Annotated in this window: 12 protein-coding genes, 4 tRNA genes and 1 riboswitch; of the genes, 8 read left to right on the forward strand and 8 right to left on the reverse strand. The window is 40.7% G+C overall.

Features of this window, described 5'->3' with window-relative positions; genetic code table 11:
* Nucleotides 1-52: 52 nt before the first annotated feature.
* The 3 genes from VNZ46_RS24700 to VNZ46_RS24710 form a co-directional block, all read right to left on the reverse strand.
* A complete protein-coding gene (locus tag VNZ46_RS24700; RefSeq protein ID WP_325563605.1) occupies nucleotides 53-3,451 on the reverse strand; it encodes a SusC/RagA family TonB-linked outer membrane protein in 3,399 nt (1,132 codons plus the stop codon).
* Nucleotides 3,452-3,671: 220 nt separating this feature from the next.
* Nucleotides 3,672-4,625 (reverse strand): FecR family protein, encoded by a 954-nt coding sequence (locus VNZ46_RS24705; protein ID WP_325563607.1) that lies wholly within the window; start codon nucleotides 4,623-4,625, stop codon nucleotides 3,672-3,674.
* An 88-nt stretch (nucleotides 4,626-4,713) separates the two neighbouring features.
* Nucleotides 4,714-5,316, reverse strand: coding sequence for an RNA polymerase sigma-70 factor (locus VNZ46_RS24710; protein WP_325563609.1), 603 nt, complete (start codon nucleotides 5,314-5,316; stop codon nucleotides 4,714-4,716).
* A 282-nt stretch (nucleotides 5,317-5,598) separates the two neighbouring features.
* Between VNZ46_RS24710 and VNZ46_RS24715 the strand changes: the two genes are divergently transcribed.
* Both VNZ46_RS24715 and VNZ46_RS24720 read left to right on the forward strand, forming a co-directional pair.
* A complete protein-coding gene (locus VNZ46_RS24715) occupies nucleotides 5,599-8,334 on the forward strand; it encodes an amino acid adenylation domain-containing protein (RefSeq protein ID WP_325563611.1) in 2,736 nt (911 codons plus the stop codon).
* On the forward strand, nucleotides 8,331-8,768 hold the full coding sequence (locus VNZ46_RS24720; protein WP_325563613.1) for a GNAT family N-acetyltransferase: 438 nt from the start codon (nucleotides 8,331-8,333) through the stop codon (nucleotides 8,766-8,768). The genes VNZ46_RS24715 and VNZ46_RS24720 overlap by 4 nt, the downstream gene beginning before the upstream one ends.
* A 39-nt stretch (nucleotides 8,769-8,807) precedes the next feature.
* Here the strand turns inward: VNZ46_RS24720 and VNZ46_RS24725 are convergent.
* From VNZ46_RS24725 to VNZ46_RS24740, 4 genes are all read right to left on the reverse strand, one after another.
* Nucleotides 8,808-8,879 (reverse strand) — tRNA-Glu (locus VNZ46_RS24725).
* A 32-nt stretch (nucleotides 8,880-8,911) separates the two neighbouring features.
* Nucleotides 8,912-8,984, reverse strand: a tRNA-Met gene (locus VNZ46_RS24730).
* A 46-nt stretch (nucleotides 8,985-9,030) separates the two neighbouring features.
* A tRNA-Glu gene (locus tag VNZ46_RS24735) sits at nucleotides 9,031-9,102 on the reverse strand.
* 42 nt (nucleotides 9,103-9,144) lie between these two features.
* Nucleotides 9,145-9,217: transfer RNA gene (locus VNZ46_RS24740), tRNA-Met, on the reverse strand.
* Nucleotides 9,218-9,328: 111 nt separating this feature from the next.
* On the opposite strand from VNZ46_RS24740, the gene era reads away from it, so the two are divergent.
* Together era and der are read left to right on the forward strand one after the other, a co-directional pair.
* Nucleotides 9,329-10,207: a GTPase Era gene (era, locus tag VNZ46_RS24745; protein ID WP_199081205.1), complete on the forward strand. Its 879-nt coding sequence runs from the start codon at nucleotides 9,329-9,331 to the stop codon at nucleotides 10,205-10,207.
* Nucleotides 10,208-10,265: 58 nt separating this feature from the next.
* The gene (der, locus tag VNZ46_RS24750) at nucleotides 10,266-11,567 is read left to right on the forward strand and encodes a ribosome biogenesis GTPase Der (RefSeq protein ID WP_133782228.1); all 1,302 of its coding nucleotides are present in this window, start codon (nucleotides 10,266-10,268) and stop codon (nucleotides 11,565-11,567) included.
* Nucleotides 11,568-11,574: 7 nt separating this feature from the next.
* Here der and VNZ46_RS24755 read toward each other — a convergent pair whose 3' ends face one another.
* Nucleotides 11,575-13,182, reverse strand: coding sequence for a S41 family peptidase (locus VNZ46_RS24755; RefSeq protein ID WP_325563616.1), 1,608 nt, complete (start codon nucleotides 13,180-13,182; stop codon nucleotides 11,575-11,577).
* A 345-nt stretch (nucleotides 13,183-13,527) separates the two neighbouring features.
* Here VNZ46_RS24755 and murQ point away from each other — a divergent pair, with 345 nt between their 5' ends.
* From murQ to VNZ46_RS24775, 4 genes are all read left to right on the forward strand, one after another.
* Nucleotides 13,528-14,337 carry an N-acetylmuramic acid 6-phosphate etherase gene (murQ, locus tag VNZ46_RS24760; RefSeq protein WP_325563618.1) on the forward strand — a complete coding sequence of 270 codons (810 nt, stop codon included), beginning with the start codon at nucleotides 13,528-13,530 and terminating at the stop codon, nucleotides 14,335-14,337.
* Nucleotides 14,338-14,340: 3 nt separating this feature from the next.
* The gene (locus tag VNZ46_RS24765; protein WP_325563620.1) at nucleotides 14,341-14,910 is read left to right on the forward strand and encodes a hypothetical protein; all 570 of its coding nucleotides are present in this window, start codon (nucleotides 14,341-14,343) and stop codon (nucleotides 14,908-14,910) included.
* Nucleotides 14,911-14,960: 50 nt separating this feature from the next.
* Nucleotides 14,961-15,725, forward strand: a complete 765-nt coding sequence (locus VNZ46_RS24770; RefSeq protein WP_325563622.1) for a Bax inhibitor-1/YccA family protein — start codon at nucleotides 14,961-14,963, stop codon at nucleotides 15,723-15,725.
* Nucleotides 15,726-15,961: 236 nt separating this feature from the next.
* Nucleotides 15,962-16,072, forward strand: a riboswitch (SAM riboswitch).
* A gap of 113 nt (nucleotides 16,073-16,185) precedes the next feature.
* A partial coding sequence (locus tag VNZ46_RS24775) for a homocysteine S-methyltransferase family protein (RefSeq protein ID WP_325563624.1) occupies nucleotides 16,186-16,879 on the forward strand: 694 nt, incomplete at its 3' end.

The raw sequence follows: 16,879 nt of genomic DNA on the forward strand, positions 1-16,879 counted from the left end.
GATCGCGGCTATACTCCATATTTTTAATCTTTTTGTGTTCATCTTCTGGTTATTATAAAGTGATCGATGCTGTAAAACCGTAAATACGTGTTGGCGGGGTTTGGTTCAGGTTATTTGATCCTTGTGCATTATCTGTTGTCGCGTTAAACTCCGGATCTGTGTACACATTGGTTTTTGGCCTGAACATAAACAAGTTTCTGCCTACCAGGGCAAGATTAGCCCTCTTAATGAATTTAATATGTTTCAGGTATTTAACCGGTACTTCATAGCCGAGTGAAAGTTCACGGATTTTCCAGAAAGCCGCACTGGTCACATAGTTCTGCATCACACCATAACGTGTAGTTGAACCCGCCCAGTAATCAATTCCTCCGGTCCTGGTGGTGATATTGGTATTCGGCACGTATACACCTGGAGAGGTCTGAATCACAGAGTTCGGGTACACAAAGCGTTCACGGCCATTGCTGGCAGAACCATAACTGATCCCTGAAAAATCCATCGTACTTCCTGCACCACTGTACACCACACTTCCACTCCTGTATTCAGCAGTTCCAGACAAGGTGAAATTGTGGTAATTTACACTCGTGCTGATGCCAAGTATATTCTTAGGTGTCGTTTGGCCAAACAAAATATTGGTCTGACTTAAAACAGGAAAACCTGTTCCCGGATCTACAATGGTTCGCCCTTGTGGATCGGTAGAAAACCCATTACCCATCAGCACAGGATAAGGCTGATCCTTTACAATGTAATTGTTATTTCCTATGCTTAAGTTGGGTAGTCCCTGATACAGAGAAATGGCTTTGTTCTGGTTGTAGGAATAATTCAATCCGACATTCCAGGTAATTCCCCTTCCATTTTCACTAAGTATCGGTGTTCCTTTCATGGAAAGTTCAACACCATGGTTTCTACCCTCGCCGGTGTTAATAATGGCATTGGTAAAGCCAGTCGCACTGGAGATATTGATACCGTTAATAATTTCCTGGTCTTTTGTTGCTTCCCAATAAGCCGAAGTTTCCAAAGAGAGTCTGTTGTTGAAGAAACCCAGTTCCATTCCGATCTCTGAAGATACGGTTTGCTCGGGTTTTAAATTGGGGTCAAAAACCGTTTTACCAACACTATAGCCCGCTGTAGATCCATACGGGAAACCAGAACCTACATCAAAAGTAGCCTCCAGGGAATAAGGAGAGAACTGTACCGCATATACTTTAGCTATACCACCTCTGATCTTACCAAAGGACAGGATATTATTATTCTTAAGTGCAGAAAAAGCCTCTGTGAAAATAAAGGAAACATCGGCAGAAGGATAAAAGAAAGATCTGTTCTCCTGAGCCAGTCTCGAATCCCAGTCATTACGTCCCGAAGCATGTAGAAACAAATAGTCTTTATAACCTACCGTCAAATCACCATACAGTCCAAGCTGCCTGTCTTTCGTAGAAGCCTCTCCTACAATTGCATCGCCAGCACGGTAACCAACATTATAAAAATCAGGAATGACCAGATAGTTTGTTCCAGCAGATAATGTTCTGCTAGACTTTTGAATAACCTGAGAACCGCCAATCAGTGTAAAGTTCAGGTCTCCCACCTTTTTCTTAAAGGTAGCCAGGAAATTTCCTTCCATCCTGCTGTTAAAATAAGAATAGTCCGATTCCGTTCCCGGAGAAGTTTGGGGATTAGCAATTCCTTTTCCGCTGTCATGAGCAAAATCAGAATAGCTTACAGCCTCTCTGGTATTTTTACCATTGATCGTATAGGTCGTAATTCCTCCTCTTGCTGTCAGGTTTAACCAGGGAGCAACGTCATAAGATAACGATAAATTCCCCAATAGATCATCTCTTCTCTCCCTTGTTCTTTGATAAGCCAGATTGAAATAAGGATTCAAGCCGTAGTCATTGTAAAAATTGTTCAGGTTTCCATAGATAGAATTAATATCCTTATACTGCGTAAGCGGAATATTTGCCGGCGTATTGATGATATTATCGTAAATCTGGGAATAAGACTTATCGTAATTCTTCTGGGTATAGTTCAGGTTATAGTCTACTTTCAGCTTATCGAAAATACGGGAGCCGTTAAATCTTGCCGCTGTACGGTTAAATTTATCACCTGGTACATAGCCCTTGCTGTTTAACCTTTGCACATTGATATAGGTAGAGCCCTTATCATTACCAGAACTAAAACTCAGGTCATTTTGCTCATCAATACCCGTATCAAAAAACTTCTTCTTTTCGTCTGCTGCATTTGCATACGGCACCATCTGGATAGAACCGTCCGGAAGCGTACGCCCTATAGGGCGGATACTACCATCAAAACGATCACCAAAGTTTTGGTTTTCATAAGGTGTATATTGCGGAAAACCGTAAGCATCCTGTCCGGAACCTCCGCCAAACTGAGTCTGCATTTTCGGGAAATAGGACAATTGGTTGAACTGAGTAGTATTGGTATAGGTGATTTGAGAGGCATCCTTCATTCCTTTTTTTGTTGTTACGATCAACACCCCGTTAGAAGCCTCTGAACCATACAGTGCCGCAGCATTAGCACCCTTCAGCGTATTTACACTTTCTACATCATTTGGGTTGATGGAGTTCAGATAACTCAAGGGAACAACTACCCCATCTAATACCAGCAAAGCCTGGTTATTTCCCTGAAAGGAGCGGTTACCACGCAGCACAACACGTATCTGGTCGCCCGCATCAATCTGGTTATTGGATTGAACAATCTGCAATCCGGCAATTTTACCAGATAAACCTGCAGCCAGATTGGTTGGACGGCTTTGGGTGAGTTCTTTTGCATTGACCTGCTGGGTCGAGTATCCCAGTTCCTTCGCAGATCGTTTGATCCCTAATGCCGTAACCACCACTTCTCCTAGCTGATGCGCATCCTCCGTAAGGATCACATTTACAACAGACCTGTTTCCTACAACAACTTCCTTCCGCGCAAAACCCAGGTAAGCAAAAATTAACGTGGTATTGCCATCAGGTACCTGGATACTATATTTTCCCGAGGCATCGGTATTGGTTCCCAATGCAGTTCCTTTTATAAACACACTTACGCCCGGCAGGGATTCTCCGCTATTGCTGGTTACCGTACCAGTAACGGTAATTTGAGCATTTTCTGCGCTCCCTGGTTTGACCGCAGGTTTCACCTGCAGTACAATATCTCCATTCACAACTTCGAAATAGATATTATTTTTGGTCAAAATGTTGTTCAAAATACTACCCAGATGCTGCCTCTCTGCATCAATGGAAATCAGCTGATCTGTATTGATAAAGTCTTTGCTGTACACAAACTTTACGGATGCTTTTGAGGCCACCTTTTTGAGTACAGACTCCAGACTAATGTTCTTTGCAGAAAGATCAATATACCGGTCAAGGACAGCATCCTGAGCTTTGCCTGTCCTGGCATAGGATACGCCAGACACAATGATCGCTATAGCTAACTGACTTAATGTGACTTTCATAATTTTAAATAAGCCAAGACGGTCTTGTAAAAATAAATTCATAAATTAGATTGTTTCTTTTGAAATAATGAGACAAATAATTTCCCTTTAGAACGGATTCAGCGTTCTATTCACGTGGGATAATTTAACAAACAGAGGTGTTCACAGCACTTCTGTTTCTTTTCCAATAAGACGGTAGGTTTTCTTTATTTTTCCATAGGATGTTTAAATTTTAGGTTGTTTATAAGTGGTTGAATTGTTGATTTGCTGTACTTAATGTAATCTCTTTGCCAATACTGGTATAACTGCACTGTACGGATTTACAGATCAGCACAAGAATATCTGGTAGATTTTTACCTTTAAAATCGGCCGTGAGCCTATATTTTTTTAACTTTTCTTCTTTCAAAAAGATGGGAACGTGGTAATATCTGCTCAACGCTGGAATTATCGCTGATAATTCGGTATCCTCAAAAGAAAGCTCTGCTTTGCGCCAAATCATCATGTCTGAGCCCGGTTCTATAGGTGTTTTCAATAAATCCTGGTCTGCTTTATTGTAGCTCACTTCTTCCTCAGGAAGCAACATGATTTCCTTTTTAATTTTTGAAGCTGTACGAACAGATACTTTACCTGTCAAAACCGAGACTTTGGTGATTTTTTCTCCAGGTACAGACCGGACACGAAAACTTGTCCCCCAGACTTTGGTCAATACTGTTCCGCTTGAAATCAGAAAGGGATGCTGTTGGTCTTTTGCTACTTCAAAAAAGATCTCTCCCTGCATACTAACTGCCCTGAATTTCCCAAATCTTGAAGGATAAGTAAATCTGGCCCCCGGATTTAGCCAAACTGTACTCCCATCTGGCAAAATCTTCTTTAATACGGAGCTGGCCGAATTATAAATCATCTGATTTCCGATCTGGGTATCTGATCGCTGCTTTCTCGTTGAAAAGAAAAATAACATTCCTGCAGTTAAAGCAACAGCCGCTGCCATTGGCCATCGAAACCATTTAAGCCACGCTTTCTTCTCCGGTAATAGAACCTGATCCTGTTCAAGGCCCAGGTCAGTGTTCATCATTTCCTCCAGATGTTTATCCAGCTTACCCTGCTTCATTAAGTACACAAAAACTTCCAGCTCCTCGTCTGTTGATTTTTTTTCCAGGTAACGCTGAACTAATTCCTTGTATTTTTCTTCTTCCATATTGCGGCTCTAACTGTAAAGACAATAAAATAGAAGACTAGGGTAGCTGAAATTGAAAAAAATATGCTTTATTTTACTTTAAATCGTTTTACCTATGTAAACCAAAAATAAAATACAGGAAGAGGCTTAAAGAGATCCCGTATTCACTTTTTACTGCAGAGCGCAATACCTTCATCGATTGAACCATATGGTTCTTCACCGCATTTCTTGAAATATTTAGTGATTTTGCAACCTCATCATAGCTTTTTTCCTGATCCCTGCACAATCTGAAGATCTCTCTGGTCCTTTCAGGAAGGCTATCCAGGATTTTTCGAAGGAAAACCAGATATTCTTTATGCATCAACTGCTCTTCAGTCTCATTTCTAAGATGCACAAAACTATCGACAACCTCACCAATGGCTATTTCAGATCTAAAAATCACCTTCATGCTGTTCAGGGTGTGGTTTCGGGCAGTTACAAACAAATAGGCTTTAAAAGATTTTACATCAGCAAGTATCGCTCGGTTCTCCCATATTTTAATGAATACTTCCTGCGTCAGGTCTTCAGAGAGTGGCGAAGAATTCACATATCTCAGGATAAATTTCTGAATAGACGGACTATACAGATCATACAAGCCTGCAAAACCGCGTTCATCACCCGCAATTAGCTGTTGTAAAAGATCTTTTTCGTTATGTACAGCTGAAGTCGACAAAATATTCTTTCAGAAAATGATTATCCTTTGATTGCTTGAAATCAAAACTAGTGAAAAATAAACCAAGGTAGAAATCTATCCACTTTTTATTACCGATAAACAAAGCCGGGGCGCAGAGTAACAAAACAACTCCATAACTTGGTATATAACAAGAAGACAGTTTATAATCTCCTTTTGAAAATCGATGAAAAAAATTCCACATAAGTGAAAATTTCATTATCTTTCACTAAACAAAGCAATACCAGTTTTCTCTGGCAACTAGTGAGTTAAACTATTTTGTCTATGCTTAGTCATCTCGTCCCTTCAGACCACAACAATGAGCAGGATGCAAACGGCCTGTCCCAGCACGACATTCAGCTGATTAAAGAATTTAATGATACCGCAGCGCCTTATCCAAAAGAGACGATGCTGCATATGTTATTGGAGGAACAGGCACTACAACAACCGGATCACACGGCGCTGGAATTTAATAAGACCTCTTTGAGTTATAAAAAACTTAATGAAAGTGCCAACCAGCTGGCCAGACATTTGATTCAACTTGGGTTAAAACAAGGCGAAAATGCAGGCATTTTAGCTGCACGTGGTTTTGAGATGATTATTGCCATGTATGCCATTTTGAAAGCTGGAGGATCCTATGTGCCTGTAGATCCTGAATATCCAGCGGAAAGACAACAATATATTCTTTCAAATTCCGCCGTAAAATTACTGATCGCAGATGAAGTCTGCTCAGCTCAGATACACCTGCCTGAGGTACAAGTTGTTCATTTACAAAACGCGCTGCTACTTCCCTACGACAAAGGCAATATAAATTTGCCCGCAGATGGTCATCAAATAGCCTATACCATCTATACATCCGGGTCAACCGGAAAACCTAAAGGTGTAATGATTGAGCATTGCTCTGCCGTAAATCTCATTACCTGGGTAAACACCCGTTTCAATATTGACCGTCGTGACCGCTTGCTATTTGTGACTTCTATGTGTTTCGACCTCTCTGTCTATGACATCTTTGGAATTTTAGCAGCAGGCGGTACATTGATCATAGCAGGACAAACGCAAATAAACGACATTACAGCATTGCAGCTTATGCTTCAAGACCACCGAGTTACCTTCTGGGATTCGGTTCCTTCAACTTTAGATTATCTGATCAAAGACCTGGAGTTAAACCAAATAAGCTATACGCAAGATAATTTAAGAATCGTTTTTTTAAGTGGTGACTGGATTCCTGTAAAGCTACCTGAGCGGATCAAAAACTTTTTCCCTGCAGCGCAGGTGGTTTCACTTGGGGGTGCAACAGAGGGCACTGTCTGGTCAAATTATTTCATTATTGATCAAATACAAACAAACTGGAAAAGTATTCCTTATGGAAAACCCATCAGCAATACTTCTTTCTATATTCTCGACGAACAGCAAAAGCCTGTACCCGTAGGAGATATTGGAGAACTCTATATCGGTGGAACAGGCGTAGCGAGGGGTTATGCGAATTCACCCGAAAAAACCTCTTATGCCTTCTTAAAAGATCCTTTTGATCCAAAATTCGGAGAAATGATGTACCGCACCGGTGACTTGGGCCGTATGCTTGCAGATATGAACATGGAATTTCTAGGCAGAAAAGACAATCAGGTAAAAATAAGAGGTTTCAGGGTTGAGCTGGGCGAAATAGAAAATGTGCTTGGCCGCTATTCAGGTATAGAACATGCTGCAGTTGTGGCAAAGGAGGATAATTCCGGCCAGAAATACCTGGTTTGCTTTTTAGTCCCCGCCCCAACCTTTACCAGGGATGAAGTGATCCATCACTTAAAAGACATTTTGCCTTCGTACATGGTACCTTCTCTTTGGATAGAACTTACTGAACTTCCATTAAACATCAATGGCAAAATTGACAGAAAAGCACTCCTGGATCTCCACATAAGTCAGGCTGAAGATGTGATCTCCAAACCATCAGTTCCTTTGCAGAACAATGAAGCGCTTCTCTGTACCATTTGGGAGGAAGTATTTGGCATCGAAAAAATAGGCATTCATGATAATTTTTTTGAATTAGGGGGCCATTCCCTTATGGCATTGCAAATCATGTCTCGTTATGAGAAAAAAACCGGGGAGAAGATTCCTGTCGCGGCCCTGTTTAAATATCCGACCATCCTGTCCCTGCTATCTTCGTTAGAGGAGCATAAAACGAAAAAAAACGAAAGTTTAGTTGCCTTAAAATCAAGCGGAAATAAAACACCTTTATATCTTATACATGGTGATGGCCTTCATGTGCTGAACTTTAAAGCTCTGGCAAAATATGTAGATTCAGAACAACCCGTTTATGCCCTGCAGCCCAAAGATTTGGATAAAATCGATGAAAAAATAGAGACGATTGCTGATATCGCCAGGAATTATATCATAGAGATTTCAGCGCATAACCCAGACGGCCCCTATGCGATTGCAGGTTATTCATTTGGTGGATATGTTGCTATTGAAATGGAAAAGCAACTCAGGCTTGCCGGTAAGGAAGTAAAACTTCTGGGCATTTTTGATACAAATACAGAGAATATTTTCTATAACAAATCATGGTCTGTTAAACTTCCTAAGAAGATCATCCGACAATTTCCTAAATTCTACTGGGAGCTTAAATCATTGATCAAAGACCCTTCCTCTGTATTAAAGTATCAACGCCATTTATTTTCCAGAAAAATAGAAGAATTATTGAGTTGGCTTGGTCTGCAAAAAGAAAAAGAAGCCGAGAGCGACATTACCATGCAGATGAAATTGATCAGCAAAAGAAACGCAGCTGCACTGCGAAATTACAAGATCAGTCCAATTGACAACTATATTTATCTTTTCAAAGCGAAGACCCGACCCTATTTTGTAGATGATTTTAAATACCTGGGCTGGCGAAAATATGCCAGAAAAGGTGTTAAAGTTTTTGAAGTTACGGGAGACCATGACACCATGTTTAAGGCACCAAATGTAGAAGAGCTTGCACAGGTATTACAGGAAGCCTTAGATGAAGTCCAATCCAAAAAGCAAGTTATATGATCATTGAATCCATTACCCGAAATGATATTGAAATCTGCGCTGAGACCTTAAAAAAGGCCTACAATCAGGCGCCCTGGAATTACCACTGGAGCTCAGAAGATGCAGTCAGTTATCTCAGTGATTACATGTCTCAGGCTCAATTTACAGGCTTTGCGCTATACCACGAGCAGGAGCTTGCCGGAGCCGTTTTTGCGCATATCAAAACCTGGTGGACAGGAAAACAACTCTATATTGATGAATTATTTATTGCTCCTCACCTGCAAAAAAAAGGATTTGGCCGGATACTGATTGAACATATGGAGAAATACGCCTTAGAACAGAAGCTAACAACCATTACTTTAATGACTCATAAATTTATGCCTGCAATGAAATTTTACGAAGACATCAATTTTATTCATGTTCAGCCGCTTGTCATATTATTTAAACCCATATAAAAGCAAAAATCCCGCTCTACTTATCGTAAAGCGGGATCGTAGCCCGTAGGGGAATCGAACCCCTGTTTCCAGAATGAAAATCTGGCGTCCTCACCCCTAGACGAACGGGCCATTAAAATGAAGTATTATCCATACTTCCCAGGTAGCGGGGACCAGACTCGAACTGATGACCTTCGGGTTATGAGCCCGACGAGCTACCAACTGCTCCACCCCGCACTATATCTTTTTCAAATAAACCACTTATTTACCATAAGCGATACCGTAGCCCGTAGGGGAATCGAACCCCTGTTTCCAGAATGAAAATCTGGCGTCCTCACCCCTAGACGAACGGGCCATTAAGAAGTGCCATAACCCCGAAAGGTTACGACTTCTTAGGTAGCGGGGACCAGACTCGAACTGATGACCTTCGGGTTATGAGCCCGACGAGCTACCAACTGCTCCACCCCGCACTTTATACAATTTCAAAAGTGAATATTAAATCCTTAACTCTTCTTCCGAATTGGAATGCAAAGATATAATTCGTTTCTTTGTAGTGCAAATTTATTTTAAAAAATATTTCGATGTCGCACAAAGCAGGTTTTGTAAGTATAATAGGTAAGCCCAATGTGGGTAAATCAACGTTAATGAATGCCCTGATCGGTGAAAAGCTTTCCATTATTACCCCGAAAGCCCAGACCACCCGTCACCGTATTCTGGGGATAGTGAACGAAGAAAACTATCAAATTGTTTTTTCTGATACGCCGGGCATCATAAAACCCAAGTATCAGTTGCAGGATTCTATGATGAGTTCCGTGAATGGAGCACTCTCTGATGCAGACCTTATTTTGTTTGTTACGGACATTCATGAGGGACACGACGAGAACGATGTACTCGAAAAAATTGAGAAAACTACTATTCCGATCATTGTGCTGATCAATAAAATTGATACCGCTACGCAGGAAGATGTAGAAGAAAAAACAGCTTACTGGACAGAAAAATTAAACCCTAAACATGTTTTTGCCATTTCTGCGTTGCATGAATACAACCTGAGTGGCATTATGGAAACCGTTTTAAACTTTCTTCCTGAACACCCAGCTTACTATGACAAAGAGGATCTGACCGACCGTAACCAAAGATTCTTTGTTTCGGAAATCATCAGAGAAAAGATCTTTAACAATTATCAAAAAGAAATCCCATACAGTACAGAAGTGGTGGTTACCTCCTTTAAAGAAGAAGAAAAGATCACCAGAATCAGCGCAGAGATTATTGTAGAGCGTGATTCTCAGAAAAACATCCTGATTGGAAAAGGTGGTTCTATGCTTAAAAAGGTTGGTACTGAGGCCCGTAAGGATATTGAGAAATTTTTGGATCAGAAAGTTTTTCTTGAAACCTTTGTAAAGGTATTGCCAGATTGGCGCAGCAAAAAGAATTATTTAAAAAGTTTCGGGTACGAAAATTAAACCTACCTTTGCAACCCCTTAATAATTAATACAATAATTAATACAATTCACACCCCATATGAGTAACATTATCGCAATCGTCGGAAGACCAAATGTAGGCAAATCTACCCTTTTTAACCGCTTAACTGAAAGTCGTAAAGCTATTGTAGATGATTTTAGCGGCGTTACGCGTGACCGCCACTACGGTGTTGCAGAGTGGACCGACAAGAATTTCACCGTTATTGATACAGGCGGTTATGTAGCCAATTCAGAAGATGTTTTTGAAGCAGCCATCCGTGAACAGGTGATCATTGCTATTGAAGAAGCCACGGTATTGCTGTTTATGGTCGATGTAACCACAGGAATTACAGACCTGGACGACGAGATCGCTTCATTATTAAGAAGAAGTAATAAACCTGTTTTTACCGTAGTCAATAAGGTAGACAATACTTCCCTGGAAAATGAAGCTTCCGTGTTCTATGGTTTTGGTCTGGGCGAGATTTATTCCATTTCTTCTATGACCGGTTCGGGAACAGGAGATTTGCTGGATGACGTGATCACCCATTTCGAAGACGTAGTTGAAGAAGAAAATGCTTTACCTAAGATTACGATCGTAGGACGTCCCAACGTAGGAAAATCTTCTCTGATCAATGCACTGATCGGAAGAGAAAGAAACATTGTAACCCCGATTGCCGGAACAACCCGTGATTCTATCCATATCCATTACAACCAGTTCGGGCATGAATTTATGTTTATTGATACCGCCGGTTTACGTAAGAAAACCAAAGTAAAAGAAAACATCGAATTTTATTCCGTAATGCGGACCATCAAAGCACTGGAAGAAGCTGATGTGGTGATCCTGATGATTGATGCCATGGAAGGACTGGAGTCGCAGGATGTCAATATTTTCCACCTGGCAGAAAAAAACAAGAAAGGTATTGTGATCCTGGTGAATAAATGGGATCTTGTAGAGAAAAATAATAAGACGGCTAAAGTGTTCGAAGAGCAGATCCGTCAGAAATTACAGCCCTTTACAGATGTTCCGATCATCTTTATCTCCGTACTGAACAAACAGAGGATTTTCCAGGCTATTGAAACTGCCCTGGATGTGTATAAAAACAGAAGCAAGAAAATCCCGACCTCTAAATTGAATGACGTAATGCTTCCGATTATTGAGAACTATCCTCCGCCATCCATGAAAGGAAAGTACATCAAGGTGAAATACGCTACCCAGATCAATGCGAGTTCGCCAATGTTTGCCTTCTTTTGTAACCTGCCACAGTACATTAAAGAACCTTACAAACGTTTCATTGAAAACAAACTAAGGGAAAATTTTGATTTCAGCGGTGTGCCGATTCAGATTTACTTCAGACAGAAATAAAAACCGATTATTGCAGGCTGTTTAAAGCCTGCTTAACCATACTATCATTTAGATTCAGTGCTTTGTAATAGCCTGCATCGCCCAAATGGTATTTATACAATAATACTCTAAGATCATTACAGATCACAGGTTTGGCTGCCATCAGCTGATGCTGATCTATAATGATCTTCCTGTTTTGGATATATTTTACCAATGCATTAAAATCCTCATGACTGATGCTGAAAGTACTCATATTCTGTTCGAGATAGTGGCTGTTATAGCGGTTAGCCAGCACATCAAACACAAAATCAAACAGTATCTTTTTAGAAATCAAACTATTATAAAATTTATTAACACCAACCGTATCCATTTTCACATAAATATCTGGCTGGATCCCACCTCCACCAAAAACAACTTTCCCGGCTCCGGTTACAAAAGACGGGTGTTTCTTTAAGGTATCTTTGGGCCCCGAACCTTTATCGGTCAGTTCGCCATCACTAAATCTTTCTTCCAGTTCATTCTGATAAGCTGCATAGCCTTTTTTATAGGATTTTTGTATACTACGACCCAAAGGGGTGTAATACCTGGCAATGGTCAAATTCAATGCTGAGCCATCTCCAAAGGGAAACTGTTCCTGAACAAGGCCTTTCCCAAAAGAACGACGCCCAATAATTAACCCACGGTCCAGATCCTGAACAGCGCCTGCAAGAATTTCACTTGCCGATGCTGTATTTTCATTGATCAGTATAGCCAGTTTGCCATGTTCAAATTCCCCACCCCCGGTAGCGATATAATCCGTTCTGGGTTCATGCTTTCCCTCAGTATAGACAATGAGTTTATTTTCCGGAAGGATTTGGTTGGCCAATCCTGTCGCTGCAGTAAGGTAACCTCCCCCATTATCCCTGAGGTCAAGGATCAGCTTAGACATCCCTTTCACTTTCAGGCCTCTAAGTGCTTCTGTAAAATCTATATCAGTATTTGCACCGAATTTACTGATTCGAATATAAGCGGTCGACGGGTTTACCATGTAAGCTGCATCAATACTACTCACCTGGACCCGTCCTCTTTTAACATTCAACAAAACAGACTGACTGGTACCGGCACGCATCACCAGCAACTGCACCGGGGTACCGCTTCTACCCTTTATTCTACCAATCATCTGATCTCTGGGCAGCTGTTTCCCACTTACAAACGCGCTGTCTACTTTCAAAATCTTATCTCCGGGACGCATACCTGAACCATAAGCCGGACCATCTTTAATCACATTAGTGACCATAAGCGTATCATTCAGGATGTAATATTCAATTCCAATACCCTGAAAATTACCTTCGAGTGCATCAGATTGTTCAGCCGCCTTTTCTGGAGGAAGATACATGCTGTGGGGATCCAGCTGATGCAGAATACTGTCAATTGGCAGATGGTTTAAAGTATCCGTATTGACCTCATCAACGTAGTTTTTATCAATCAAATGGATGATTTCTGCTACTTTTTCCTTATTGTTATCAGCTTTGAGTGTTTGCTTTTGTAAATTATATCCCTGGTCTTTCAAAAATTTAAATCCAAGATACATCCCACCTATTAAAGTTACAGAATAAGTGAGTGCTATAATCAGATTTTGACGGGTAATTTTATTCATGCAGCAGATGTTGTACAAAGTTAGGAAATAACCCTGTTAATAACACAAATAAGGCAGGTACATTTTTAATATATTTGCAAATCTGGTTGTCCCACGACTTAGGTCATTTCAGTACCGCCTAAAATTCCATAATTAAATAACTCCCTGAACGACAGAATTGTTTTCGATCTTCTTTTAGGGAAAGATCATCTGAATAAAATCAAAGCCTGATTCAACTTGAGAATTTAAGTCATGGCCCTCCTTTAAACAATAAGGAATTTATTTTTTTTGTTGATATCCATTGAAACCAGCCTCAGGATTTCCGGTTTAGAAAGAAATTGACGAATTTTAGCAAAAATATAGTATATGATAAGAGTAACCGAGCAAGAGTCCAGGTACAATGATATTGATAAGATGTCCGTTCTTGAAATTTTGAAAGGGATTAACCATGAAGATAAAAGTGTACCCTCAGCTGTAGAACAAGCCATTCCACAAATAGAAAAACTGGCTTCTGCGGTATCGGAAAAAATGCAGAACGGCGGTCGTTTGTTCTATATTGGCGCTGGTACCAGCGGACGTTTGGGCGTAGTAGATGCTTCAGAATGCCCACCTACATTTGGTGTGCCGTTTGATTATGTTGTAGGCATCATTGCCGGTGGTGATACAGCGATCCGCAGAGCGGTAGAAAATGCAGAAGACGACACGGAACAAGCCTGGGTTGATTTGCAGGAATACCACATTAACGATAAAGATTGTCTTATTGGTTTGGCTGCTTCCGGCACTACACCCTATGTTGTTGGCGGGTTAAATACTGCCCGGAAAAACGGTATTCTGACGGGCTGTATTGTATGTAATGAAGGCGGGCCAATCGCTCAGGAAAGCGACTTTCCCGTAGAGGTCATTGTAGGTCCTGAGTTCCTGACCGGTTCTACACGCATGAAATCAGGCACAGCGCAAAAGTTGGTACTGAATATGCTCAGCACAACAGTAATGATTAAGCTGGGCAGAGTCAAAGGCAATAAAATGGTTGACATGCAGCTAACCAATCATAAACTGGTTGACCGCGGTACCCAGATGGTCATGGATGAATTAAATATAGACTACGATCATGCTGCAGACCTATTGAACCGTTATGGAAGTGTGCGCAAAGCAGTAGAAGCCAGTCATAATAAATAGAATATGCACGAAATTGAACCCTACTATCAGTGGCGCGATGATTACATTGCGGCAGAAGATGAGCGTTCACCCTTTTTTAACACTGAATACTCAGAATTCTATTTTGACAAACAGTTGTATAATTTCCTGATTCATCCGCAGTGGGATGATTTTGGCTCAAACACTCTTTACCTGAAAGTTCTGTTTGTCGATTACGACCGGCAATATGCTATTATAGAGTTTATTGGAGAGTGGAATGATGCCATCAACAACGACATTATGCTACTGAAACGTGAAATACTGGAACTGATGATGGATGAAGGCATCAACAAATTCATTTTAATCGGAGAAAACATACTGAATTTTCATTCTTCTGAAGACAGCTATTATGAAGAATGGTTTCAGGAGGTTGAAGATGGCTGGATTTCGGGCATCAATTTTACACCCCATGTGATTGATGAGTTCCGCAGCAGTAATATAGATTACTATATCAACTTTGGTGGTGAGCTTGACGATTTGGCATGGAGAACTTTAAAACCTTTGCAAATTTTCAAAAAAGTTGAAGAAATCCTGACAAAAAGACTCGGGGCATAGCTTTTGTATGAATCAGACAATTCTTATCTTTAACTAAAAATTAGAATACAATGGATAACAACAATAATTATGAATGGGCACAAAAGTCCGTTTTTGTAGAACAGCAAAGCGGAGCAGTTGCAAAGAATTTCTTTGCTAATGTTTTCTTATGGATGTTTGTTGCTTTAGGTGTATCATCTTTAGCGGCGTTATTTATGGCGAACAGCCCTGCTGCTTTGAGTTACCTGATTAACCAGCCCTCAGAAACCAGCAGAGGAGGTTTATCCATCCTTGGATACGTTGCTATGTTTGCACCACTTGCTCTTGTAATGTTAATGAGTGCAGGATTAAGCCGTCTTTCTTATGGGGCCTTATTGGGTATATTTGTTTTATATTCTGTACTTACAGGCATCAGCTTAAGTTTCATTCTCTTAATTTATACCTCCGGATCTGTTGTTGCTTGCTTTGCAGGTGCAGCGGGTATATTTGGAATCATGGCTTTTCTTGGTTATACAACCAATACAGACCTGACCAAGTTTGGATCTATCCTAATGGTGGGCGTAATTGGACTGGTGATTGCAAGTGTGATCAATATGTTTCTTAAAAGTTCTGGTTTTGACTATATCATGAGTTTCTTTGGCGTAGCTATTTTTACCGCTCTTACTGCTTATGATGTTCAAAAACTAAAAAGAATTGGTGCAGGAATTGAAGCAAATGGTGATCAGGTTGCTGCAACAGACGCAAAAAAATTAGCCATTATGGGCGCACTATCACTTTATCTGGACTTTATCAACATATTCCTTTTCTTATTGAGGATCTTCGGAAGCAGAAAATAATTCTGTTTCTTTATACAAAAGCGGCCTGCAGATGCAATTCTGCAGGCCGCTTTTGTATGCCCGGTTTGATTATGCAAACATTTCTTTACAACAGCAGTACTGACTTTTTAATCGACCAACAGACATCAATCAAAATTTAATTCCGAAGCCTGAACAGAAAACTCTTTGTTTTGCAATTTTATTGGCTTTAAGTCTCTATTTTTTGGAATTGATTTTTCTTTGTTGCATTTTTGCACTGCTTATAGAGAAAGACGGAGGGATTAGACCCTGCGAAGTCTTAGCAACCTGTGCTTACAAGGTGCTACATTCTACTGGACCGTGTACTAAACGTTCCCGAAAGATAAGTTAAAGTCGACCCCTAGCCGGAATTTCGAATAAGCCCTTTAGTATTATATTTCCATGTTCAGGTATTTAAACGGCCGCTCATGGAGAATATTCTACGACAGAAGAAAGACGAAGAATGAGTATCAGAGAAGAATTAGAAAAGAGAATATTAATTATAGATGGTGCCATGGGAACCATGATACAGCGCCATGTACTCACCGAAGAGGATTTCAGGGGAGAGCGTTTTAAAAATCACCCTTGCGATGTCAAAGGCAACAACGATTTGCTGAACCTGACACGTCCGGATATCATCAAATCCATACACCTGGATTATTTGAAAGCCGGAGCAGATATCATTGAAACCAATACGTTCAGTACCCAGCGTATCTCACTGGCCGATTACCAGATGGAAGAACTGGATTATGAAATGAGTTTTGAAGGTGCCAGAATTGCAAAGGAAGCTGCAAATGAATTTATGGCTGCGCATCCGGACAGAAAATGTTTTGTCGCAGGTGCAGTTGGTCCAACTAACCGGACGCTATCTATTTCTCCCGATGTGAATGACCCTGGCTTCAGGGCGCTGACCTTTGATGAACTGGTAGATGCCTATGATGCTCAGGTCCGCGGTCTGGTTGACGGTGGCTCTGACCTGTTGCTGATCGAAACCATTTTTGACACCTTGAACGCCAAAGCCGCCATTTTCTCTATTAAAAAATATGAAGAAGTGATTGGCCGTAAAATAGAGATCATGATTTCCGGTACCATTACTGATGCCTCCGGAAGAACATTGTCTGGCCAAACAGTAGAGGCATTTTTAAATTCCGTTATAC

Origin of the sequence: Pedobacter sp. (assembly GCF_035566355.1) — a bacterium.
Lineage (GTDB): Bacteria > Bacteroidota > Bacteroidia > Sphingobacteriales > Sphingobacteriaceae > Pedobacter.